The following is a 23,550-nucleotide window of genomic DNA, read 5'->3' as shown; positions in this document are numbered from 1 at the left end:
ATATGTTTTGCGTTTATCCTGGATAGAAGCTGCCAGACTCTCCATTCAAGAATTTGGAATGCTTGAGGCTAAGTAAACTCAGTAGCAAGTAACAGCACCTACACCAATTTTTTTAAGTGACCTTTAGGTCATAGCCTTTGATACGAACAATCCCGGGAGGGATGAATGTACCCAGCTTGACTTTATGTATGCTTCGTATATCAGGCAACAGCGCTTTATAACAATAGTTTTTTATTTCTACATCCATATGAGACTATTTTAGGAAAATCCGCGAGCAAATACTCGCGGACATGATTTCTCATTGCTTACAAATTACTTATAAACTTCTTCTATTGCTTTATCTAATTGTTTATCATCTTTCCCATTACGAATACTTTTAATGATTTGGGTTTCAATCAGCTTAGCTGTCTGCGCATCAATTTCACCAGATGTAGGCAAATCATTATCTTGTTGAAAAGAAGTTACTGCTTGTTTTGTTGCTGCACTAAAGTAGCCATCTGTACGCCCAGGATCGTAATCTAAACCTTGAAGCATAATTTGGATATTTTTAATTTTATCTCCAGTTTGGTCTTCCTTTAACGGCTCTTCAATTTCGACAGGGCTTGTATAGTAATATTCAGGTTGTTTTTGATTAATAGTAGGTTGGACACCTTTTTCATGTATCCATTTCCCATTTGGTGACAACCATTTAAAGAAAGTAAGTTTAATAGTACTTTCATCCCCTAAAGGAACGGCTTGCTGAATCGTTCCTTTACCAAAACTTGGTTGCCCAACCACGTCATAGCCCATTTCTTTCATAGCTGCAGCTAATATTTCCGATGCTGAAGCACTTCCTTCATCTATAATGACACTGATCGGGTACTTTTTCTTTTCCTTTAAATCAGAATGATATGGTGTTTTGTTACCTTTTTGGTCTTCCACTTGTAGGTAAGGCATATCTTCTGGAACAAATTGTTTTAAAATATCTTCAATAACATTTAACAGTCCACCAGGATTCCCTCGAACGTCAATCACTAATCCTTCAATACCACTATCTTCCATTTTTGTCAGCTGTTCTTTGAACTCCTGAGCTGTGCGTTCCGAAAAATTCGTCACTTCTAAAATACCTGTTTTTTTGCCGTCTACATTCTTCGTTTTACTGTATACCGTTTCCTGAGGAATAGTATCTCTTACTATTGTCACTTTAAAAGGTTCCTCAACTCCAGCCCGACGGATTGTTAGTTCCACTTTGGTTCCTTTTTCTCCTCGTATCTTAGCGACAGATTCATTTTGACTTAAGCCTTCGAGGCTTTTCCCGTCAACTTTGAGAACTTGATCATTTGGCCGTAATCCTGCTTTTTCAGCTGGAGAGTCCTTCACCGGAGCTACTATGCTTAATACATCGTCTACTTTATTTACCTCTGCTCCTATCCCTTCAAATGAAGACTCAATTTGCTCATTAAATTTCTTCATTGTTTCTGCATCCATATAGGAACTGTATGGATCTTCCAAAGTAGAAAGCATGCCCTGAATCGCACCTTCTGTTAACTGCTTATCATCAACTTCTTCTAAGTAGTTTTCTTTAATTAATCGAAAAGCTTGATCCACTTTTTCCATATCTTGGGTTGGTACTTCATTGGCAGCCGTTTCACCACCTAATTTCATTGACTGTTCTGTAGGTGGAGTTGTTTTCTGAGCTAGCTTCACTCCCGTGTAACCTCCAGCCAGACCAATAACTAAAGCTAATATAAAAAGTAGTACAATATGTAGCTTTCTTAATTTCATCCTTTCACCTCAACTCATTAAACATAGGAATCTCACTTGTTCAAGCTTCATACCAATTGTCATTTAGTAATAAACAAGAGTTAATATTCTCTTGTTATCATAACATATGCAATTCAAAAAATAATTACCATCGTTCCTATTCCGTTTTGGAGAGAATTTTTTAACTTTCTTCTCAATACATTTATAATTCATGTCATCCGTGGGATAGGTAAATCCCAAGAGGCTGAGTGAAACCATCCAATCATTGCAGCTTCTCTTTATGATGTCATTATACATGTTATCAGCAAAAAAGGCATCAATCGAATTAGAAATTGATTGATGCCTTTTGGATTAAAATTAATTTAAAACTGTCATTGGATCAATGGAATTACTTTTAGAACCATTCCAACCACCGCGATGAACTTCAAAATGCAAATGTGGTCCTGTAGACTGGCCAGTATTTCCACTAGCACCAATAACTTGGCCAGCACTTACAGTTTGACCTTGACTCACTCCGATACTATTTAAATGAGCATATAAGGTTGTATAAGATTGTCCATTTATATTATGTGACACTAAAATAACATTTCCATAACCTGACATCCCAGCTTGAGAAGCAGAATTAGTCATAATAACAACTCCAGATGCTGCCGAACGAACTGGCGTACCTATTGGTGCACCGAAATCTGTACCATGATGCATTGATCCCCAGCGAGTGCCGTAATGAGAGGTGATTGGCGCAGAGATAGGATACATCATATCTCCCCCCATATTTTGCTCAGGTGCTGGCGCTGGTGCTGAACCACCACTTGAATTTGAACTTGAGCCAGAGCTATTATTAGCAGAAGATGGATGATTGGACTTAGATTGCTTCGCTTCTTGTTTTGCTTGTTGCTCTGCTTTTTCTTTAGCTAGCTGCTCTAATTCACTCTTTTGTGATTGAGCAAGCTGTTTTGCTTTTTCCGCTGCTTCAGCCTGTTGTGCCAAAATTTCTTGTTCTTCCTCTACACTTACTTTGTATGCTTCCAATTCTTTGTGTTCTTCTTCCAAGCTCGCCATTAGTGTTTCTTTTTTCGACAATTGTTTATCTAACTGTCCTTTCAAGGCAACTAAATCCTGTTTTTGAGCTTGCAAGGATTGTTTTCGCTCTTCCACTTCAGACTTTTTATTTTCTACGTCTACTTTATTTTTTTCCACAGCTATTTTATCCGCTTCATGCTGTTCCATAATCGATTTATCTTGATCCATAATCGTGTTTACAGCAGATGACCGACTAATAAAATCACCAAAACTTTTCGATCCTAAAATAACTTCTATGTATTTCATAGAGCCACCATTTTGCTGAATGTTACGCAGACGATCCTTTAATAATCCTTCTCGTTTAGCAATACGTTCTTTTAGTATAGTAATCTCTTTCTTGAGCTTTTGAATTTGTTTTCCCAATTCCTTTATTTGTTGATTGGTGTTACTTATCTCTGTTTCTTTCGTTGTTATTTGCTCTAACGTTTTTTGTAGATCTGTATCAATCGAATGAATTTCTTTTTCAACAGAACCTTGTTTATCTAGGTTTTTATTAATCTTTTTATCTGTTTTATCTGTGTCACGCTGTAACTTACCTTGTTTTTCTTCAAGTTGTTTTTGTTGTTGTTGCAATGCATCAATTTTTTTATTTAAATCTGCCGTCGATTCTGCAGATATGGAAGTCGTTGATAATGTGATGGTAGAAGCTGCAACAATGGTTGATAATAGGACTGGAAACTTTCTCATTGGTTTGTTCACCTTTCCCTCTGTTTTTGTTATGTTCTACATAGAGAGAGATGTCAAAGGACATCTCTGGCATATGCATGTTCATGTTGACATTAAAATTATTCCGTTAGACTTTTAGGAATTTCCTAACACTCATCACACTTCCCCAAACACCTATAGCTGCACCAATTGCTAAAATAATTCCCGATAACTGGAAAGCAAAAGGAGTATAAGGTAAAAGTTCGATAAAATTATACGTCGTTTGCTTACTTAAGATATCTTCCACGTAATAATACCCTGTAAGCACAATAATAATTGGTATAATTGAACCCATTACACCCAGTAATAATCCTTCCACGAAGAATGGCCACCTAATAAAACCATTGGTCGCACCAACTAGTTTCATAATGCCAATCTCTTTACTTCTAGCCATAATTGTGATTTTAATCGTGTTTGAGATTAAGAATATAGCCGTAAATACTAATCCAATTATTAACACTAATCCAATCGTTCTTGCATACTTGTTAAAGTCAAATAACTTTTCCACAACTTCTTGCCCATAAACGACATCTTCTACAGCTGACATCTGTTTAATTTCTTCAGCTATAGCTGATGTATCTTCAGGCTGTTTTGCCTTCACAATATAAACATGGTTCAATGGATTGTCCTGTTCAAACATTTCCCAAGCTTGTCCATCCTCTCCCATGCTTTTGATTAATTTATTTAATTCATCATCTTTGGAAGAAAAAACAGCAGAATCGATGTTTTCTAATTTATTGATGGACTCTCCTAAAGCTTGAATATCTTCCTGTGATGCAGTTTGTTCAATCATGACATCAAGTTGGACATCTCTTTCTATGTTATCTGCCATTTCGTTTAAGTTCAGCATTAAAGCTAAAAAAGCAGCAACTAAAATCAATGTCGTTGTCACAGCTGCAATCGAGGCCATTGTCATCCAGCCATTACGCCGGATGTTTTTAAATCCTTCACGTATATGTCGCATAAGTATTCTAACCTTCATAGCCGTATTCACCTCGATGTTCATCTCTAACAATTAATCCGTCCTCAATTGCAACAACACGGTTTTTAAAAGTATTAACAATCTCTTTACTATGTGTAGCCATAATGACTGTTGTTCCACGGTCATTGATTTCCTGCAATACTTTCATAATTCCCCATGAAGTATCTGGGTCTAAGTTACCTGTTGGTTCATCAGCAATAACAATTTTAGGATAGTTCACAATAGCTCGTGCAATCGATACACGTTGTTGCTCACCTCCTGATAATTCATGAGGGAGAAATCTAGCTTTGTTTTTCAAGCCGACTAAATCTAGTACTTCCATTACACGTGTTCGAATTAGTGAGGGATGGGACTCGATTACTTCCATCGCAAAAGCTACGTTTTCATAGACTGTCAGTTTAGACAACAATTTAAAATCCTGATAAACGACCCCAACATTTCTCCGAAGTAAGGGCACTTTCTTTTCTTTTAATTCATTAACATTCATTTCATTTACATAAACCGTTCCTTTTGTTGGCTTTACTTCTCGGAAAATTAGCCGGATAAATGTGGACTTACCTGCACCACTCGGACCAACTATGTATACAAATTCACCACGGTCAATATTTATATTTATTCCATTTAGTGCCGAAACACCATTATCATACGTTTTATATACATCTTTCATTTGTATCATTCATTAATCACCTTTATTTTTTAATTGTAGTGTGCCACGTTACGCATATTGCACATCTTCAAACAGTAAAGGAACCTTTTATCATTATGAGACAATAGTATCACATAAGTAGCATAACTGAAGGTTTCTAACCAATTCGGATATTTAAGCGTGGGTCTTTCTCACTCCCCCTTTTTGCGCACAACCCACTTTTGAAGATAGTGACTCAAGCACGTTTAAAAATCGAGTTAAGATAACCACTCATAGATGTTGTGAGGAGTGTGTCTACATAATTATAACATCTTTCCGCACAATTTTTAGACACAAAATTATTACATTTGTATTTCAAAGTGAGGTTAATGTGAAACAAATTGTCATATTATAGAAAATCAAGAGACTATTGGACTATTTATAGGAGTAGATATAATTACCAATCTCGAATATGTCGTAAATGGAAAGAAGCAATTGCCTGGAAGGAGAGCTCTTCACATATTTGGAAGATTTAAAGACTTGTTTAAGTAACTTCACTTATATAAACGCAAAAATTAGTAATTCTTTATAACAGGCCAAACAAGAAAAAACAGTAGCAATTGTAAAAGGCTACTGTTTTTTCTTGTTTTAAGGTGTAGCAACTCGTCGTGGATAATTGTGAACTTCAGCGACTTTTCATTTTGGTGAAAGCCTTTGTTTTTCTTATACAATAAACCCAAAAATACTATAGTTATCTATAGTGGAACATAAAAAGCTTACTTGTTATTTTGTCAAGTAAGCTTTGTTTTAATTCTCATTATTTCTTTTCTGCTAACCAATCAGCAAGCAATTGAACATCATCGCCTTTAGCCATTCCTGCAGGCATACTTCCTTTTCCATTTTTAATAATGTCTGCAATTTCATCTGAGGAATACTTTGATCCTACATCTGTCAAAGCAGGGGCATTGCCGCCAGATAAGTCTGCACCGTGGCAGCTTAAACAATTATCCTGGTAGACTTCTTCAGCAGCAGTAGCATCTACACTACCGCTATTTTCCTCTGTTTTTGCATCGTCCTTATCAGCTGGTTCTTCGGAAGCATTTTCATCATCGCCGCCCCCACATGCGCCCAGCACTAATACAGTGCCAAACAGCATTGCTAATAACCATTTTTTCATGATTCTAATCCCCCTAACTATGTTATTAATCATACATCAATTCTATTATAACCAATGACTACTGTTTTAAAACTCTTTCTGTTTCCAAATATTACTACAAAAAAGGCGCTAAAGGTTGATAGGTCAACTTACACAGCCAATTATGACGAATTTATGAAAAATTATTATTGGTTTAATTCACCTGTTGTCTTAGATAAGCATCAATAAACGAATCAATTTCTCCATCCATAACGGCTTGCGTATTACCAACTTCTACATTTGTGCGATGATCTTTCACCATAGAATATGGATGAAAGACGTAAGAACGAATTTGACTTCCCCAACCAATTTCCATTTGGTCACCACGAATCTCAGCTAATTCCTGCTTTTGTTTTTCAATTTCAAGTTGATATAATTTTGACTTTAACATTTTCATAGCTGCTTCCCGGTTTTTAATTTGCGACCGTTCATTTTGACAAGTCACAATAATGTTTGTCGGTACGTGGGTAATACGCACAGCAGAATCCGTTGTATTTACATGTTGGCCACCTGCACCGCTAGCACGGTACGTATCGATTTTTATATCCTCAGACTTTACTTCGATATCTACATCATCCGTCATTTCTGGCGTCACTTCACACGAAACAAACGACGTATGTCTTCTGCCAGATGAATCAAACGGTGATATGCGTACAAGGCGATGTACGCCTTTTTCTGCTTTTAAATAACCATAAGCATTATGTCCTTTAATGAGCAATGTAACACTTTTAATCCCTGCTTCATCACCTGGTAAATAATTTAACGTCTCGACTTGAAATTTCTTTCTCTCTGACCAGCGCTGATACATTCGTAACAGCATGCTTCCCCAGTCTTGAGATTCCGTGCCACCTGCACCAGGGTGTAATTCCAAGATAGCATTATTGGCATCATATGGTTCGCTCAAAAGAATTTGTAATTCAAAATCATTGAATTGTTGTCGTAAAGAAGTTAATTGCTGAATTAATTCTTCTAATAACTCTTGATCATTCTCTTCTTTTACAAGTTCATAAGAAACTTCTAAATTATCAAGCTGTTGCTCAAGCTGAGAAAAACTATTGACATATGTTTTTAAATGGTTCATTTCATTGATGACGCCTTGAGCTTTTTCTTGTTCATCCCAAAATTCAGGAGCAGTCATTTGTAGCTCTAATTCTTGAATACGTTCTGTCTTTGCCTCTAAGTCAAAGAGACCCCCTAAAATCGTTGATGCGGCCATTCATCTTATCTAAATCGTTTCTAATATCTACTAGTTCCAATTCAATCACCTCTATGTAATTATTGTTGCCAAAGCGTCAGGAAAGCACTCCGTTTTTGGAGTGCTTCTTCCTTTTTATTTCCCATGGCAATTTTTATATTTTTTCCCACTACCACATGGGCATGGATCATTTCGACCTACATTGTTCTGTTTGACAAATGGTTTACGTGTTTTTTTCTTTTCTTCTTGACCGCCAGAAACAGCTTGCGTATTTTTCACAACTTCCTGGCGTTGAAGGTTATCACGAATTTGAGCTTTCATGATATACTTCGCTACTTCCTCTTCAATACTTTGAATCATTGACTCAAACATAGCGAAGCCCTCTAGTTGATATTCCCGAAGTGGATCGTTTTGGCCATATGCACGTAAATGAATTCCCTGGCGTAACTGGTCCATTTGATCAATATGGTCCATCCATTTTGTATCGACAGTACGAAGGAGAATCACTTTTTCAAACTCTCGCATTTGTTCTTCTGTTAATTCTTGTTCTTTTTCGTCATAACGTGCTTTTACTTTTTCCATGATCCATTCGGTTATTTCTTCTTGATCTTTTCCTTTAAGATCATCTTCAGAGATGTCATGAGGTTCAAGCAAGTTACCTGTTACATAATCTACAATTGCTTTATAATCCCACTTATCTTCATCATCGTCTTGGGTATGTGTTGTAACAACACGTTCCAATGCAGACAAAATCATATTTTCAATAATTTCGCGTAAATTGCCCTCTGCATCAATCACTTCAAAACGCTGTTTATAAATAATTTCACGTTGTTCACGTAAAACATCGTCATAGGAAAGAACCGTCTTACGCGCATCAAAGTTATTTCCTTCCACTCGTTTTTGTGCTGATTCTACTGCACGGGAAACCATTTTACTTTCAATTGGTTGCGAATCTTCCATTCCTAAACGCTCCATCATGGCACGGAGATTATCAGACCCAAATCGACGCATCAATTCATCTTCCATGGAAAGGTAAAATTGCGATACACCTGGATCTCCTTGACGTCCAGAACGTCCACGTAGCTGATTATCAATACGCCTAGATTCATGACGTTCCGTTCCTATAACAGCAAGTCCACCTAATCCCACAACACCTTCGCCTAATTTAATATCTGTTCCTCGACCAGCCATGTTAGTTGCAATTGTAACGGCACCACGCTGCCCAGCATTTTCGATGATTTCCGCTTCACGAAAGTGATTCTTTGCATTCAACACTTCATGCTTAATGCCTGCTTTTTTTAGCATCTTTGAAATGAGTTCAGAAGTTTCGACGGCAACCGTACCGACGAGAACGGGTTGGCCTTTTTGGTGGCGTTCTTTAATATCTTCAACGACAGCACGAAATTTTCCTTCCATTGTCTTATAAATTAAATCAGGCTTATCATCTCGAATAATGGGCTTGTTTGTCGGGATGGCAATAACATCCATATTGTATATATTTCTAAACTCTTCTTCTTCCGTCTTAGCTGTACCTGTCATTCCAGCAAGTTTATTGTACATACGGAAAAAGTTTTGAAACGTAATCGATGCCAATGTCATACTTTCATTTTGGATTTGTAAACCTTCTTTTGCTTCTATTGCTTGATGTAACCCATCACTATAGCGACGACCTTTCATGAGACGACCAGTAAATTGGTCGACAATAACGACTTCCCCATCTTCTACAACGTAATCATCGTCACGGTGCATGGAGATATGTGCTTTTAAAGCTTGGTTAATATGATGTGTTAACGAAACATGATTCAAGTCGAATAAATTATCAATAGAGAAATAACGTTCTGCTTTATTAATCCCTTCTTCTGTCAACTGAACGCCTTTCGTTTTTTCATCGTAAGAATAGTCATCTTTTGCCAATGTTGAAACAAATGCATTTGCCTGTTGATATAAACTTGCGGATTTTTTAGCAGAGCCTGATATAATTAATGGCGTTCTTGCTTCATCAATTAAAATAGAGTCCACCTCGTCAATAATTGCATAATTCAACGGACGTTGTACCATCTGCTCTTTATACAAAACCATGTTATCACGTAAGTAATCGAATCCATATTCGTTGTTCGTACCGTACGTAATATCTTGGTTATAAGCCTCTCGTTTTTGCTCTTTTGTAAGTCCATTTCCGTTAAGTCCAACTGTTAAACCGAGGAATTCATAAAGTTCACCCATCTCTTTTGCGTCACGACTTGCTAAATAATCGTTTACTGTAATTATATGGACACCTTTTCCAGCTATGGCATTTAAATATGCAGGCATCGTGGAAGCTAATGTTTTACCTTCCCCTGTTTTCATTTCTGCAATATTTCCTTCATGTAAGGCGATTGCTCCCATTAACTGGGTTTGAAACGGACGCATACCTAAAACGCGTTTTGCAGCCTCTCGCACAACTGCATATGCTTCTACTAGCAATTCGTCTAGCGTTTCTCCGTTTTGATATCTTGTTTTAAATTCTTCTGTTTTTTGTTGCAATTGCTCATCAGATAATTTTTCCATTTCCGGTTCTAACGCTTCAATTTGATCGACAGTCTTTTGAAGTTTTTTCAATTGTCGTTGCGTTCCATCACCAAAAATTTTCTGTAAAATACTTGCCATTTACGCAGCACCTCAATATTTATCAAAAATAACAAATTTCTTGAATCCCCTATATCTTAACATGTAGCATACTTATTGGATAATTGGAGATGTGTATTGTTAATACTAGTTTTAATATTTTAATCCATTATTTATCATAACACTTTCTAAAGATAGATGACAACTTGTAGCATGAAATCACACCTAGCAATGTCTTTCTAAACAAAGTGATTACATCCTAAAACTTGTACACACATAAATGAAAAAAGAACAGGTTAGACGGACATATGCTTTTTAATTTCTCAACCAATGGAAGATATACATCCATGTCAGAGGCCGTAAATATGTATTTTCATTATTTTAGCACTTCAATTTTTACCAGTTTCATTTATGCTTAAACGTTCAGAACTGTTTCGCCCCTCTCTTAGAAAAATTTAGCTTGTCGCCAAGTCTTATAGCGGAAGTCGTAGTTTTTCCTATAGTGTTAAAAAAGCCAATCTAAAAATGGCACTTGGTGTTTCTCTGTTATGAAGTATTGAAACAATTGGTATTAACTACACTTTATTTTGTTCTTCACGATACATTTTAGGGGTCATACCAGTTTCTCGTTTAAACATACTGCAAAATTGGGAGTCATTAGAGAATCCTGCCTCCAAAGCTATATCGGAAATTAACTTCGATGGATCATGAATAAGGCATGCTTTTGCAAATTCCATTCTTTTTAAATACAAATATCGCTGTGGCGTCATGCTAAATTTTTCTTTAAATAAATGTCGAAAATGATCATAACTATATCCAGCAATATTGGCTAAAATTTCATTGGTCAGCTTTTGCTGAAAATATTCTTCCATATAATTACGAACATACTGCATTCTATCATCTGTATGATCCATATACTTTTTAGTTTTACCAATTAACCTCTGTAAATGGATAACGAGCTTTCCTACTAATAAATGAAGCATTTTTGAAAATCCACTTTGTTTTTGTACAAACTCCTCTCTCATCTTAACTAAACAATCTCTAATAACCCAATCCCTGCTGTCTTGAAATACACCATTCTTTTCTAGTATTATCTCGTTTTCGGTATAAAAACCAATATACAGTACGTCAGCATCAACAAAATGTATTTCATCATGATTGGTATTAGGAGAAATAAGGGCAAAATTATTCTCATAAAAAGTATACTCCGTTGAATCGATTTCTGTTTTACCACTTGCAAAATAATAGACTAACTCACAACAATTATGGTTATGACTAGGTATATATTGTCCCTTTTTACGTTTAGAAAAAAACAAAAAATCCAATGTATCCAATCGACCACTCCTCGTATAGTATACTTAACCGAATTATATAATAATGCAACCGAATAATTATAAATATTTATCATTTTATTTGCTAGCATTATAACATGCTATAGCCAAATAATATAATGAAAGCGTTACTATAGTAACCAACTATTTAGCTTCTATCAAGAGCTTTTTGAAAAGCAATGTTTTTGTCGAGATTTGGTGACATTATGGAAAAAATGAACTAGGAAAGGAGTGTCACTATGAATGTTTTATGGGGACTTGCTGGAATTGCAGTACTCGGTTTACTTGCATGGTCAATATCTATGGATAAAAAAGCAATTAATTATCGCACTGTAATAAGCGCCTTCGCTCTTCAAATTCTTTTCGGCTTCGTCGTTTTAAAATGGGATTGGGGACAAAAAATTCTAACAAAGATGGCTGATTTTGTTGAAAAGATTATAGGATCTTCCCAATCAGGAATAGACTTTTTATTTGGAGACCTTCTACCAGATAATGGATTTGTCTTTGCCATTCAAGTACTTCCAGTAATTATTTTCTTTTCTTCTTTGGTATCTGTCTTATACCACTTAAAAGTGATGCAAGGATTTATTAAATTAATTGGTGGTGCATTAATGAAGATACTGAAAACTAGTAAACTTGAATCAACAGCCTCTGCATCAAATATATTTTTAGGTCCGTATGAATCAGCTCTTGTAATTAAACCTTATGTTAAGAGCTTAACAAAGTCGGAACTATTTGCCGTTATGGTTTGTGGAATGGCTACTGTAGCTGGATCTGTATTTGCTGGATATGCGGCACTAGGAATACCAGTGGACTATTTGCTCACAGCTGCACTTATGGCAGCACCTTCCGGATTACTATTTGCCAAAATCATCGTTCCTGAAACTAAAAATAAAGCAGACAAAAAGGCTAATGTTACAACTGAAATTACCACTAAAAATGTTTTTGATGCCGCTGCTACTGGAGCAAGTGACGGTATGAAGCTCGCCTTAACTATTGCAGCCATGCTAATAGCTTTTACATCTTTAATAGCTTTAGTAAATATTTTAATTGACCCTATTGGTAACTTATTAGGCATCCAAGATTTATCTTTAGAATTTCTATTTGGATATTTGTTTTCGCCAATAGCTTTCATCATAGGTATACCATTTGATGAAATTATTGGTGGTGGTTATTTTATTGCTATTAAGTTTACTGTGAATGAATTTGTTGCTTTCACAGAATTTTCAACGGAAATGAGTAGTTTTTCAGATAAATCCGTTGCTATCATTAGCTTTGCACTATGCGGATTTGCAAATATAGCTGGTATTGCGGGCGCTATCGGTGGTTTAGGTGGAATAGCTCCAAACCGAAGAACTGAAATTTCACAACTTGGAGTCCGTGCATTAGCTGCCGCAACATTAGCTAATTTATCAAATGCAGCCATTGCTGGGATGTTTATTGTATAAAATTTAATTTTATTAACAAAAAAGGAGAAAATGATGCAAAACAGATTAATTATTGATACAGATATTGGGAGTGACATTGATGATGCAATGGCTTTAGCACTTGCTATGAAGTCAAAAGAAATAATAATCGAAGGAATTACAACAGTGTATGGCAATGCGGAGCTTAGAGCTAGAATTACAAAAAAATTATTGCAACTAGGAAACCAAAAAAATATTAAAGTATTTGCAGGTGTTAGCCAATCATTACTGTTTAATCGTGATATTTGGATGGCTGGTCACGAAGGAGAGGGTATTCTGACTGAAGATGAGCACATTGAATACGACAGTGGCCATGCAGTCGATTTTATTATTCAAACAATAATGAAAAACCCTGGAGAAATAACACTTATAGCAATTGGTCCGTTAACAAATATTGCCACTGCTATTATTCGTGAACCAAGCATCGTAAAAAACGTAAAAGAAATAATTATAATGGGAGGTGTTACTAGGCTTGGCGACAATTCTCTAACTCTCCCAATAAATGAGCACAATATTAGGTGCGATCCAGAAGCTGCATCCATTGTATTCAGTAGTAAAGCGCCTATTTGTATGGTCGGATTAGATGTAACATATAAAGTGACTTTCACAAAGTTTCATAGAGACCAACTAGAAAATTCGAAAACACCTCTTAATTTAGCACTTGTTAATCAACTGGATCGTTGGTTTGCTTTTATTAAGGAAGATATAACTAAAATGCACGACCCGTTAACCGTTTCTATTGCCATTAATAGAGATATTGTCAAAACAGAAAAAGCGAAAGTTCATGTTGAGTACGATCATCGCCAAATGACTGGAACAACAATTGCCATACCAGACAAAAGTGGTAATGTAGAAATTTGTCTAGATGTGGATAGCCGACGATTTAATAATATTTTATTACGTCGACTATTAGATGAATAAATATATAGCCAAAATAAATGAAAACATGAAGTAACTAGAACGTCACTGTCTTGAAAAAGAGTAAGGAAATATGCAAGCATACGCTACTACTTTGCTTTAGAGTAAGCTTCATTTTTTAAATAAGAGCTTATTCTAAATGCTATTAATATGTAGCTCAAGCCATACAAAAGAGTGGTTCGAGGATGAACCACTCTTTTCAGAGAGGATAATTGGGGGTTTTGGGAGATCACTTATTGCGAGGAAATTTTCACGGAGAAATTTATCGCTTTCGTTCCATCACTCCCTCCTTGTATGTAGCTAATTGTCGATTTAAAACTGCTACAATTTCCACAAGTTGGCTAATCGTTCTCTCATGTTGCTCTATTTTTTGAGTAATATGCTTTAGATAAAGGCTTTTGTCACAATCCAATGGCTCACCTCCTACCCTTACATATTTTATATCACAAAAAGCCTTCATGAAGCGAACAGCCAAAATTAGTTTTTAGGCTTACAAACGACATAATTCTGCAATTTTAGGATAAAATACCTAGTTAATGAGTGGATTTATACCACATTTCATAACATTTTTACAGACATTATTTAAATTTAGCATAATGGACATCAATTTTCGACAATATTTTTAGTCTGTTCGTAACACCTTTCTTATTAACTACGGCAGAAAAACATACCAACTAGAATCATAGAATTGTGATAGCCAAACCAGCTGCATGTACAATGTGGTACTACATTATTTTAACTAAAAAAGTAAAAGCCAGCTGTCATAAAACAACTGGCTTGTACTTTTTATAAAATTTTTTATGCGTTTGGTTCAATTAACCCGTACTTTCCATCTTTTCTTCGGTAAACAACATTTGTTTCACCATTTACAGCGTTTTCAAAAACGTAGAAAGAATGACCGAGCATATCCATTTGTAGTACCGCTTCTTCAGAATCCATTGGTTTAAGGTCGAATCGTTTTGTTCGCACAATTTCTATATCAGAAGACTCTTCTTCTTGTTCTCCATTTAAAGCGTCTTTTTCTAATTCTGCAAAAACATGCTTAGGAGATCCTTTTTGTCTAAACTTTCTATTTACTTTTGTTTTATGTTTTCTAATTTGCCTCTCAAGTTTATCGACAACTAAGTCAATAGCAGCGTAAAGATCAACATGTTGTACCTCACCGCGCAATAATAAATTAGTCATCGGGATCGTCACTTCAATCCTTTGTTCATCATTATAGACACTTAAATTCACATGTACATCAGAAGCTAGTGGAGCATCAAAATACCTTTCTAACTTACCTATCTTCTTCTCCACGTAATCACGTATAGCTCCTGTTACCTCAAGATTTTCACCACGTATGTTAAAATTCATATCAGTGTCCTCCTTTCTCCTGCTACTTTCATTATACAACGTTTCCCTTTAAATTTCCTGTAAAAACTATTAAAATGTAAAGGAATTGTTACATTAAATCGTTTAAACCTTGATACAACTAGGTTTAGATAATTTACAATAAAAAACAAGTTAACATAGAACGCGAGTTCGTAAAATGTTTGGTAAATTTTTTTCTTAACATCGGGGTAAATAAAAGGGAGGAAGAAGCACCTTTTTTACCCCGACCTATTTAATAACTTTGTAATCCTTAATCAAGTAGTAGAAAATGAAAAAAATCCCATTGCATAAAGTTACACTGCATTTATTTTTTCCGATCTAAATAGATTCCATCCCGTGATTGTATCGTTTCATATGGATGAATATACTTTCGGTTGGATTGTTTTTGTTTTTTCATTTGGCGCAATTCTACTTTCAAATTATCAAACAGCAACAGCATTTCTTGTTCAATTAACTTATTTAATTGCATAATTTTTTTTGCTGTAGCTTTTTCTTCCTCTGAAAAAGGCGGTTTTAGTGATTTCATTTGTTCACCACGTTCTTCAATCAAGTCATTTACTTTTGAGATGATCGATTCGCGTTCCTTTGGGTCTATTTCCTGTTGAAGAAGATCATGTAAATGTTGGGTAGTATCATAGAAGGAAGTTAACCGATTCATCACACTTGAGCACCTTTAGAATATTGTTTTTTTCTAGTTTGTAAAATTACTTGCTTCCATGTATCACGAAACTCGATAACAAAGCTAAGAACTTCTTCCAATGCCGCTCTATCATTTTGTGTGTTCGCCTCTGTTAGGCGGTGATGCATATATTCATAAAGTGACATAAACTGACTGGAAATATCAACTTCCATATCTAACGTAACCATCAACTCAAGAATGATATTTTGCGCCTTTTGGATATTTTTATTTTTAGCTTCAAACTGATCTCCATCTATATCCTTCATCGCTTGTTTAATAAATTTTATACAACCATTATAAAGCATCAACGTTAACTCTGAAGGTGACGCTGTATTTACTGCGTTATTTTGGTAAACCTGATGTTGCTTATAAAAAGACATATTGCTCACTCACTCCCATCCTTACATGCCACCACCGAATTGGGACATTAATTGCGCTGACTGTTGATTCATTCTTGAAATTGCTTTTTCCATTGCTGTGAATTGGTTCCAGTAACGAGCTTCAGCCTGAGCAATTCGATCTTCAAGAGATTCCATCCGATCATCCACATCTTTCATTCGTTTCCCCAATGTATAACTTTCTAATGAAGGTGTTAAAATACTACCAGCTTTTTCACTGATTTGCTCTTTTGTTGTTTCCAGAGAATCTTCTAAACGTTGGATTAGTCCACGTGAATTTCCTTCGTCACTGTTAGTAAATAAATTTTGTACATCAGCAGGATTTTCCCGAAGTGCTGTTTTCAGTTCTTTTTCGTTAACTATGAGCTTTCCGCCATCTAAATAGTCTTTGGATGTTTCAATTCCAACCTGTGTCAAAGTTGTATATTCTCCGCCAGTATCTACCTTTTCGTACCAGCTAGAGCGCAGATTAAATAAGCCATTAGAAATTGTCGTGTCTCCTCGTAAAAGCCCACTTTTAGCTCTTTTTTCCCAAAGTTCAATTTCGTTCTCCGACATATCCTTTTTTTGTTCAGCGGTTAATGGTGGGTAATCACGATGACGCTCCTCTAGCTGTGATTTATTTAGCGCTTCTACGACTTCATTATACTTATCAACAAATTCCATTATTCTCTCGTAGGAAGCGTCCACATCATTTGTTACAGTAAGGCTGACATTTTTACCCTCTGTCTCTTGCTTAAATTCCAATGTCATTCCATTTATCTTATAGGAATTTGTTTTCGATTCCATGATTAACCCGCTATTATTGTATTCAAACTTCGCATTAGTACCGCCTGATTCCTTATCCATATCCATGTGAAGCACGTTAGCTAAAAATGAATTATTATCAAATTGAATTTCTGCACCATCACGGTAATTTCCTGTCCTTGTCGTTTCCATAATTACTTTTTCCGTTTGTTCATCATAAAACATACGTACATTATTATCATCTCGAGATATTTTTTTTAATACGTCCGTTAATGTATCGCCTTTTTGAATAGTATACGTATATGGTACTTCTTCACCTTTTTCATTTATCGTATTAAATGCTATTTCATCACCTTCAACTAGCTGTACATCTGATTTTACAGTATTTGTGCTTACATTAATCGCTGTACTGGCTAATTGATTCACTCTAATTTGATATGTACCATTGGCAACATCCGCATTTGCAGTTGCTGTTACTGCACCTTCTTTGGTTGAACTAACGTTTTTTGCGTTATAAGCCACACTCTTCCTCATTTCAAACATTAAATCATCTAGCTCTGTTAGCTTGCTGTTGATTTCTCGAAAAGCATCTCGTTTCCATTCTAATTTCGTACGATCTTGCTCTAATTTATTTAATGGTATACGTTCAGCCTTCATCAACTTATCTACCATTGCTTCAATATCCATACCACTTGCTAAGCCACCAACGCGCATGACCATTTGTCTCGCCCCTTTACATCGTATTATTCAAATGTTTTAGAAAAACTTTGCTTTCCGCAAATCTTTTATGGCGGAAAAACGCCATCATTTTACTTATATTCTAAAATTTTATACTCTCTAAAACTTAAGAGAGCAAATTACCGTTTTTCTTCGACTATAAAATCTCCCCTCTCGATATACAAAAGCCACTTTAAACGTTTTATATTTTCTCATCGATTAATATACCCATATATTCCGCCATATCTGCATACATATCTAGCATTTTTTTCGGAGGTATTTCTTTTATAACTTCATCTGTTAATGGATTGACTACTGTCACATAGTATTCATTCAGCTTTTCATGAAACTTAAAACGTAGATCTGTTCGGAACGGCTCAATAAATTCGTTCCATTTTTCTACAGCTGTTTTCAGCTTATCTTTTGTCACGACCATGGACGGACGAATAGCATCGGCTCGACTTTGATCGTTGTTAGTTGTCTCCTTCTTAACCGCTTGCCGATCGTTACTCTGTTCTTGTAACTTAGGATGTGACCCGGTCCCAATGCGCTCTAATCGCATATTCATTTGCTCCACAACCTTTTTATTTTTATATCGGATTAACTGTACAATTATTTAATCTGTTTAATAAAAATGCTATTAATGAAGAACTTATAACAATACGACAAAATATTTTAGCGTCTGGTTTGTTATGAAACTATCTATGTATTATCTTTTAAAAGATTCACTATTTCATTTGGAATATTTGCCGCTTTATTGTTTTCATGAGTGATATCTAAATAGAGTTCTTTACGATAGATATCTACAGATGAAGGAGCACTAATGCCGATTTTCACTTGATCGCCTTCCATACCAAGCACTTTTATTTCAATATCTTCACCGATTTGGATGGCCTCATTACGTTTACGAGTTAATACAAGCATATTTATTCTCCCTTCGCCATTAAAGGATCGTTTACAGTAATCGGCTCTCTCGTGTTGTATTGGTTCGTCTTAATTACAAACTGCTTTCCACACCAGTTGTTTGCATTAATAATTATCGGAGCTTGCAAATTAATCGTGCTATCCTTAAAAGGCTTCTTTAGAGTGACAATCGATAATACAACGATATCCGTTTCGTCTCCCAGTTTTAATGCTTGTACAATACTGTCGTCCAATTCAAATGTATAATCTGTATACATATGGTAGGGATTAATGACAATAAATGCTATCTCTTTTTCTTTCATGGATTGTAATAATTGGAATACAGATGGCTTAGGAAAATCAATTAAAACAAATTCTGTTTCTTGAGGAAATCCTAATACACCAGTTGGAAAATGAATAACCCTAGCAAAATCAATATCCATCTCTCCAAAATATTTTGTCATTATAAGCATAATTGTACTCCTTCCATTTCTTTAACTGATCTAATAGATTGCAAAACATGATGTTTTAATTAAGTTAGATGACCGTACTGTTACGCTTGTTGTAGTATGGATATTACTCTTGCAACAGCAAATTTACAATATCCTGTATGCAAAGACAAACCTCATTATTAAGTGAATCTCAATTCGTCGGGGTTTCTTCCCCCCAATGACCTAAAGCCTTTTTACAAAAAAGGGCTTTAGGTGAAGTTATTTCCTAATTAGACTTCAGCTTCTATCTTCCCATTCTTGAAGTGCGAATCTTATAACACCTTATCTTCAGGATAAACGACTTCAATCTGCAAATCTTGGTATTGCTTCATTCTTGTCAATACATCTCCAGGTACATAGTGATGCTCAGCTGAATTTGTTTGGACCTCAATATTTGGCTTTTTTGCTTGTACATCTATATGAAGTTCTGCTGGTTTATAGTCTATTTTCACTGAAAACGGAGAAGGGATAAAAGCTATTCCTAACCGTTTCATTGGTGTATATGCATTCATTTTTGCTTGAGATATTAGCGGATTTCCTTTTTGCTCAATCTTCATTAGTTCTGTTCCTTGCTGCGCGCGTCTCTCTATTCCCTCTAAAACGGCTTGTTTCCCTTCTCTTGCAAATTGATCATTTCTTTGGAAAATAGACATTAAATTCGCATCGGCAAATGCCTTTGTTTGATCAATAGTTAACTTACTAGGAGTTGTCCGCATACTCACTTCTGCCTTAGGCTGTTGAATTGATATGTCTGCTTTTGGTTGCCGGATTGTTTGTTTTGGTTTCGTTTGTTGCAGTTCAATTTGAGCCATTTGGGATGTCATTTTCAATTGAGGAATATTCATGCGTCATCGTTCCTTTCGTATTCATAACGGAAACCCTGCCACCTAACAAAGGGACAGGGTTATGTTATTATCTCAAGAAATCAACAAGGGTCGGCTGGATAATTCTAGAACCCGTTGATAATGCGGCGCGATGTAAAAATTCCTGCGTAATTAAATTAGTAATGGCTTCACTATAATTAATATCCTCATTATCGGACATCATTTTTGTAGCCATTATTTTCTGATCACCCAGTCTATTTTCCACGAGTTCCAAACGATTCATGCGAGCACCCAAGCCTGCTCTTGTATCAATAATTTGATTAATTCCTGTATCAAGTTCCTCAATACTTTCGCCAATGACCTCTTCAATACCATCCATGTCATGATTATCAAGCTTTTGAATAAATGAATCGACTGTATCAAATAGACCATTACCGAATACAGCTCCTCCGTCCACGTTAGCTTGTAATTCTAAACCAGCAGCAATAGGAATATTAACAGGATCCGTATTAGGTGAAAAAACGCCATTTTGATCAAATGGTGAATTGGTCGTATCCGTCCCATTGAATATGTATTTACCATTCACTTTTGTATCTGCTATACTAATTAAATGCTCTTTCAATTGTTTAGCTTCTTCTTTTATACTCTTGTATTCTTCATCATCATTCGTTCCATTACTTGCCTTAACTGCTAATTCCCGTAACTTTTGCATTGCCTTTGTGGCCTGATCAAGCGCTGCATCTGAGTTATCCATCCAATTATGTGCCTCGCCTGTATTCCGTAAATACTGCTCCGCTTCATTTTCCTGTCTACGATAATTAATCCCCTTCATTGCTACAACTGGATTATCGGAAGGACGATTTATTTTTTTCCCTGTTCTTACTTGTTCCATATACGTATCCAACTTCGTATAGCTATTGGACAAATTCCGTAACATGTTATTTGAAAGCATACTCTGCGTAATTCTCATACTACCATCTACCTCCCAACAAGACCCATATTATTAATGACACGGTCTAGCATTTCATCAATGGTTGTCATACTTCGTGCAGCAGCGTTATAAGCATGCTGAAATTTAATCATGTTAGACATTTCTTCATCTAAGGAGACACTGCTCACTGACATCCGTTGTTCTTCTACTTGCGATTTTAAGATCCCTGTATTTTCTGTCATCCGTTTAGCTTCTTCGGCTTCTACACCCATTTCTCCAATTAACGAATCATAAAAACTATTAATCGATGTATTCTCGCCTAACGGATTTCCAGCTAATGATTTATCCGTAAATACTTCAGAAAGCGCTAAGGCATTTGCTCCTTCTCCATCCGTTTCATTTGTACTTGCAGCAATGTTATCTGGCTCATCCATAATAAGTTGGTTTACCGTAATTCCAGCAGCACCGCTCTTACCGTTTTTAAAGACGAAGAAATCAATACCGTCCGTTCCATCCAAAGCTTTTCCACTTCTATGTACACGATTAAATTCCTTAGCCATTTCGGTTGCCATTTTATCTAAATTTGTTAACATATCCGTGTAAGTGCCTTGAATTGCCCCATCACCGTCTAAATCATGACCATAAGAATCAATGAGACCTCCTAAGGTTCCATTTGATTCAAGAATATTGACTGTTTCTCCATTTACACTTATTCCGGTTACTGATGCATAAGGATCAGAGCCATACTCCACAGTAAACTCATTAATCTGCTGTTGCTCAGATGTTCCGTTTATTAAAACGACATTAGGTTGAAAAGAATTACCAGTGTTATCTACAACTTCAATGGAGGCTATTCCATCGGCTATCTTTGGCGAGCTTTCAGAGCTTTTAGAGTAGGTGACTTTTATATTCATTTTACTGGATAATTTATCAATGAGGTTATCTCTACGATCGTATAGATCATTAGGTAAATAACCATGTGGCTCAAGCTCACTAATTTGTTCGTTCAAACTGCCAATTTGTCGTAATAATGAATTCGTTTCTTTCACAGTTGTATCGATTTGATTTTTTAAGTCTGATCGATGGGAAGATAACGATTTAGATAAATGCTGAAAAGTTTCTGCTACTGCCATGCCACGGTTTGCAACAACGGACCTAGCTCCTGAATTATCAGGATTAACCGCCAATTCTTGCAGTGAATTCCAGAATTTCTCCATTGTACTTGCTAATCCGTTGTCAGATGGCTCATTTAATACTGTTTCCATTCTACTAAGAGCTTCTGATTTTGAAGTCCAAAAACCTGATCTACTATTTTCAGACCGAAATTGATAATCTAAAAATTTATCGCGTACGCGTTGAACAGAACCAGCTTCAACACCTGTGCCTATTTGTCCAGGTATTTCAGGACGGTTTCTTGAAGCAGCAGGGTAAGCAGTCGTCGTTTCAAAATTAACCCGTTGCCTCGTATAGCCTTTTGTATTCGCATTGGAAATATTATGTCCCGTTGTATATAATGCTGATTGTTGCGCAAACAGCGCCCGTTTTGCCATTTCTAATCCATGAAAACTACTCATCTTACGGCCTCCTATTAAACCTTTGAGTCAAATAAAGACTGTTTAGATCTTACTTGTTTTTCCTTATCCGTTCCATAATTCATTGATTCAATTGTTGGATTCATTAGATCAAGAGAAAAGTGAACAAATTGTAAAGACTGTTGAATTAACATACGGTTCAATTGCTCTTGTTGTTTCAACTGCGCCATTGTCCTCATTAGCTCCGTTGTTAGTTCGATTAACTGCTCTTTGTCTTTTTCAGATTCCACTTGAGATAAAAGCGTCGTAACAGTTTGCTCTTGCTCCTGAGGCTGATTAACCTCAAACCAAGTAGCCATATATTGTTGTCGTTCTTTCTCTACTTTCTCCATTTTTCTAGACAGTTTACGCTCTCTAGCTATAATAGATGATAATGTATCCACATCGCCGTTCTTTACAACGTTTGTTTTCGTCTTTGAGAGATCGACGAATTCTACATGCAAATGTAATAATTTTTCTAATATGTCTATAAGAGTTTTTAAGCTCAAGCAAACCCTCCTTTCCTTCCCTTCATTACTTTCCAGTAAAGAAATCGATTAATTTCTGTGCTGTTTGATCATAGTTCATTTTGTATTCACCAGATTCTATCATTTCTTTTAATCGATCTATTTTGGCAGTTCTTGTTTTATTTTCCCTATTGTCCTCATGCAACTGTTTTGCTTCATTTGATATTTCTAATTGGTCTTTTTTCATTGTTTGTTTAACTTCCATTTGTTTAGGCAGTTGTTGTTTATGGTATGGGTTAAAGTCAGATTGATTAGGCCCATTTATTTTCATTTCCACTCCACCTCTTTAAGAGCAAATTCCAATGATTATATGTTAACTTACTTCTATTATCGGATTACATCATCAATTATTAAAGCTATTATTTACAAGTGATTGATCTATGTTATTAAAACGTGAATCTTCAATCTTGGGCGTTTTCTTTCATTGCTCCAGTTAGACTAGGACAGCTTGACGGTTATATTTCTTGATTAGGAATTTGTCCACACCCTTTTTCCGACATAGATATAGGATACTTACTACCACATTCCAATTTTATTAATCATC

23 protein-coding genes are annotated in these 23,550 nt (G+C 35.8%); 2 read left to right on the top strand and 21 right to left on the bottom strand.

Annotated features, from left to right (window positions below; all coding sequences use genetic code 11):
• Nucleotides 1–312: 312 nt before the first annotated feature.
• The 8 genes from HLX49_RS10585 to HLX49_RS10550 all read right to left on the bottom strand — a co-directional run bounded on the left by HLX49_RS10585 (nucleotide 313) and on the right by HLX49_RS10550 (nucleotide 11,463).
• Nucleotides 313–1,764, bottom strand: a complete 1,452-nt coding sequence (locus HLX49_RS10585) for a S41 family peptidase (protein WP_101932389.1) — start codon at nucleotides 1,762–1,764, stop codon at nucleotides 313–315.
• A gap of 336 nt (nucleotides 1,765–2,100) precedes the next feature.
• Complete coding sequence (locus HLX49_RS10580) at nucleotides 2,101–3,510, bottom strand: murein hydrolase activator EnvC family protein (RefSeq protein ID WP_101932390.1); 1,410 nt, start codon at nucleotides 3,508–3,510, stop codon at nucleotides 2,101–2,103.
• A 106-nt stretch (nucleotides 3,511–3,616) separates the two neighbouring features.
• On the bottom strand, nucleotides 3,617–4,510 hold the full coding sequence (gene ftsX / locus HLX49_RS10575) for a permease-like cell division protein FtsX (RefSeq protein WP_101932391.1): 894 nt from the start codon (nucleotides 4,508–4,510) through the stop codon (nucleotides 3,617–3,619).
• The gene (gene ftsE / locus HLX49_RS10570) at nucleotides 4,500–5,186 is read right to left on the bottom strand and encodes a cell division ATP-binding protein FtsE (RefSeq protein ID WP_101932392.1); all 687 of its coding nucleotides are present in this window, start codon (nucleotides 5,184–5,186) and stop codon (nucleotides 4,500–4,502) included. Before ftsE ends, ftsX begins: the two co-directional genes overlap by 11 nt.
• A 766-nt stretch (nucleotides 5,187–5,952) precedes the next feature.
• Entirely contained in the window at nucleotides 5,953–6,312 is a 360-nt protein-coding gene (gene cccB / locus HLX49_RS10565; protein ID WP_077705320.1) for a cytochrome c551, read from the bottom strand.
• 172 nt (nucleotides 6,313–6,484) lie between these two features.
• Nucleotides 6,485–7,586 (bottom strand): peptide chain release factor 2 gene (gene prfB / locus HLX49_RS10560; RefSeq protein ID WP_296361754.1). Its coding sequence is split into 2 segments (ribosomal slippage): nucleotides 6,485–7,513 and nucleotides 7,515–7,586, totalling 1,101 coding nucleotides; the frame shifts between segments, so codons are not numbered across the junction.
• A gap of 74 nt (nucleotides 7,587–7,660) precedes the next feature.
• Nucleotides 7,661–10,171 carry a preprotein translocase subunit SecA gene (gene secA, locus HLX49_RS10555; protein ID WP_077705323.1) on the bottom strand — a complete coding sequence of 837 codons (2,511 nt, stop codon included), beginning with the start codon at nucleotides 10,169–10,171 and terminating at the stop codon, nucleotides 7,661–7,663.
• Nucleotides 10,172–10,704: 533 nt separating this feature from the next.
• Entirely contained in the window at nucleotides 10,705–11,463 is a 759-nt protein-coding gene (locus HLX49_RS10550; RefSeq protein ID WP_101932395.1) for a helix-turn-helix domain-containing protein, read from the bottom strand.
• 236 nt (nucleotides 11,464–11,699) lie between these two features.
• Here HLX49_RS10550 and HLX49_RS10545 point away from each other — a divergent pair, with 236 nt between their 5' ends.
• Nucleotides 11,700–12,908, top strand: coding sequence for a NupC/NupG family nucleoside CNT transporter (locus tag HLX49_RS10545; RefSeq protein WP_077705328.1), 1,209 nt, complete (start codon nucleotides 11,700–11,702; stop codon nucleotides 12,906–12,908).
• A 30-nt stretch (nucleotides 12,909–12,938) separates the two neighbouring features.
• Nucleotides 12,939–13,847, top strand: a complete 909-nt coding sequence (locus HLX49_RS10540; RefSeq protein WP_077705331.1) for a nucleoside hydrolase — start codon at nucleotides 12,939–12,941, stop codon at nucleotides 13,845–13,847.
• A gap of 259 nt (nucleotides 13,848–14,106) precedes the next feature.
• Here HLX49_RS10540 and HLX49_RS10535 read toward each other — a convergent pair whose 3' ends face one another.
• From HLX49_RS10535 to flgM, 13 genes are all read right to left on the bottom strand, one after another.
• The gene (locus HLX49_RS10535; protein WP_162985847.1) at nucleotides 14,107–14,256 is read right to left on the bottom strand and encodes a hypothetical protein; all 150 of its coding nucleotides are present in this window, start codon (nucleotides 14,254–14,256) and stop codon (nucleotides 14,107–14,109) included.
• A 386-nt stretch (nucleotides 14,257–14,642) separates the two neighbouring features.
• Nucleotides 14,643–15,200 (bottom strand): ribosome hibernation-promoting factor, HPF/YfiA family, encoded by a 558-nt coding sequence (hpf, locus tag HLX49_RS10530; protein WP_073007597.1) that lies wholly within the window; start codon nucleotides 15,198–15,200, stop codon nucleotides 14,643–14,645.
• A gap of 322 nt (nucleotides 15,201–15,522) precedes the next feature.
• Nucleotides 15,523–15,876 carry a flagellar protein FliT gene (gene fliT / locus HLX49_RS10525; RefSeq protein WP_077705334.1) on the bottom strand — a complete coding sequence of 118 codons (354 nt, stop codon included), beginning with the start codon at nucleotides 15,874–15,876 and terminating at the stop codon, nucleotides 15,523–15,525.
• Nucleotides 15,876–16,277: a flagellar export chaperone FliS gene (gene fliS / locus HLX49_RS10520; protein WP_077705337.1), complete on the bottom strand. Its 402-nt coding sequence runs from the start codon at nucleotides 16,275–16,277 to the stop codon at nucleotides 15,876–15,878. The genes fliT and fliS overlap by 1 nt, the downstream gene beginning before the upstream one ends.
• Nucleotides 16,278–16,298: 21 nt before the next feature.
• Nucleotides 16,299–17,762, bottom strand: a complete 1,464-nt coding sequence (locus tag HLX49_RS10515; RefSeq protein ID WP_254843979.1) for a flagellar hook-associated protein 2 — start codon at nucleotides 17,760–17,762, stop codon at nucleotides 16,299–16,301.
• Nucleotides 17,763–17,961: 199 nt separating this feature from the next.
• Nucleotides 17,962–18,327 (bottom strand): flagellar protein FlaG, encoded by a 366-nt coding sequence (gene flaG, locus HLX49_RS10510; protein WP_101932396.1) that lies wholly within the window; start codon nucleotides 18,325–18,327, stop codon nucleotides 17,962–17,964.
• 134 nt (nucleotides 18,328–18,461) lie between these two features.
• Nucleotides 18,462–18,683 (bottom strand): carbon storage regulator CsrA, encoded by a 222-nt coding sequence (gene csrA, locus HLX49_RS10505; RefSeq protein ID WP_077705343.1) that lies wholly within the window; start codon nucleotides 18,681–18,683, stop codon nucleotides 18,462–18,464.
• 2 nt (nucleotides 18,684–18,685) lie between these two features.
• The gene (gene fliW / locus HLX49_RS10500; protein ID WP_077705345.1) at nucleotides 18,686–19,135 is read right to left on the bottom strand and encodes a flagellar assembly protein FliW; all 450 of its coding nucleotides are present in this window, start codon (nucleotides 19,133–19,135) and stop codon (nucleotides 18,686–18,688) included.
• A gap of 290 nt (nucleotides 19,136–19,425) precedes the next feature.
• Complete coding sequence (locus HLX49_RS10495; RefSeq protein ID WP_077705348.1) at nucleotides 19,426–19,998, bottom strand: DUF6470 family protein; 573 nt, start codon at nucleotides 19,996–19,998, stop codon at nucleotides 19,426–19,428.
• 67 nt (nucleotides 19,999–20,065) lie between these two features.
• On the bottom strand, nucleotides 20,066–20,947 hold the full coding sequence (gene flgL / locus HLX49_RS10490) for a flagellar hook-associated protein FlgL (protein ID WP_077705351.1): 882 nt from the start codon (nucleotides 20,945–20,947) through the stop codon (nucleotides 20,066–20,068).
• An 8-nt stretch (nucleotides 20,948–20,955) separates the two neighbouring features.
• The gene (gene flgK, locus HLX49_RS10485) at nucleotides 20,956–22,482 is read right to left on the bottom strand and encodes a flagellar hook-associated protein FlgK (protein WP_077705354.1); all 1,527 of its coding nucleotides are present in this window, start codon (nucleotides 22,480–22,482) and stop codon (nucleotides 20,956–20,958) included.
• A 14-nt stretch (nucleotides 22,483–22,496) separates the two neighbouring features.
• The gene (locus HLX49_RS10480; protein WP_176087337.1) at nucleotides 22,497–22,988 is read right to left on the bottom strand and encodes a flagellar protein FlgN; all 492 of its coding nucleotides are present in this window, start codon (nucleotides 22,986–22,988) and stop codon (nucleotides 22,497–22,499) included.
• Between the two features lie 25 nt (nucleotides 22,989–23,013).
• Nucleotides 23,014–23,277, bottom strand: coding sequence for a flagellar biosynthesis anti-sigma factor FlgM (gene flgM, locus HLX49_RS10475; protein WP_077705360.1), 264 nt, complete (start codon nucleotides 23,275–23,277; stop codon nucleotides 23,014–23,016).
• Nucleotides 23,278–23,550: the final 273 nt, after the last annotated feature.

Origin of the sequence: Virgibacillus sp., from assembly GCF_013393565.1 — a bacterium.
GTDB classification, from domain to species: Bacteria; Bacillota; Bacilli; order Bacillales; family Amphibacillaceae; genus Virgibacillus; species Virgibacillus dokdonensis.
Note: the sequence above shows the minus strand (reverse complement) of the source record. Positions and strands in the feature narration are given on the sequence as shown.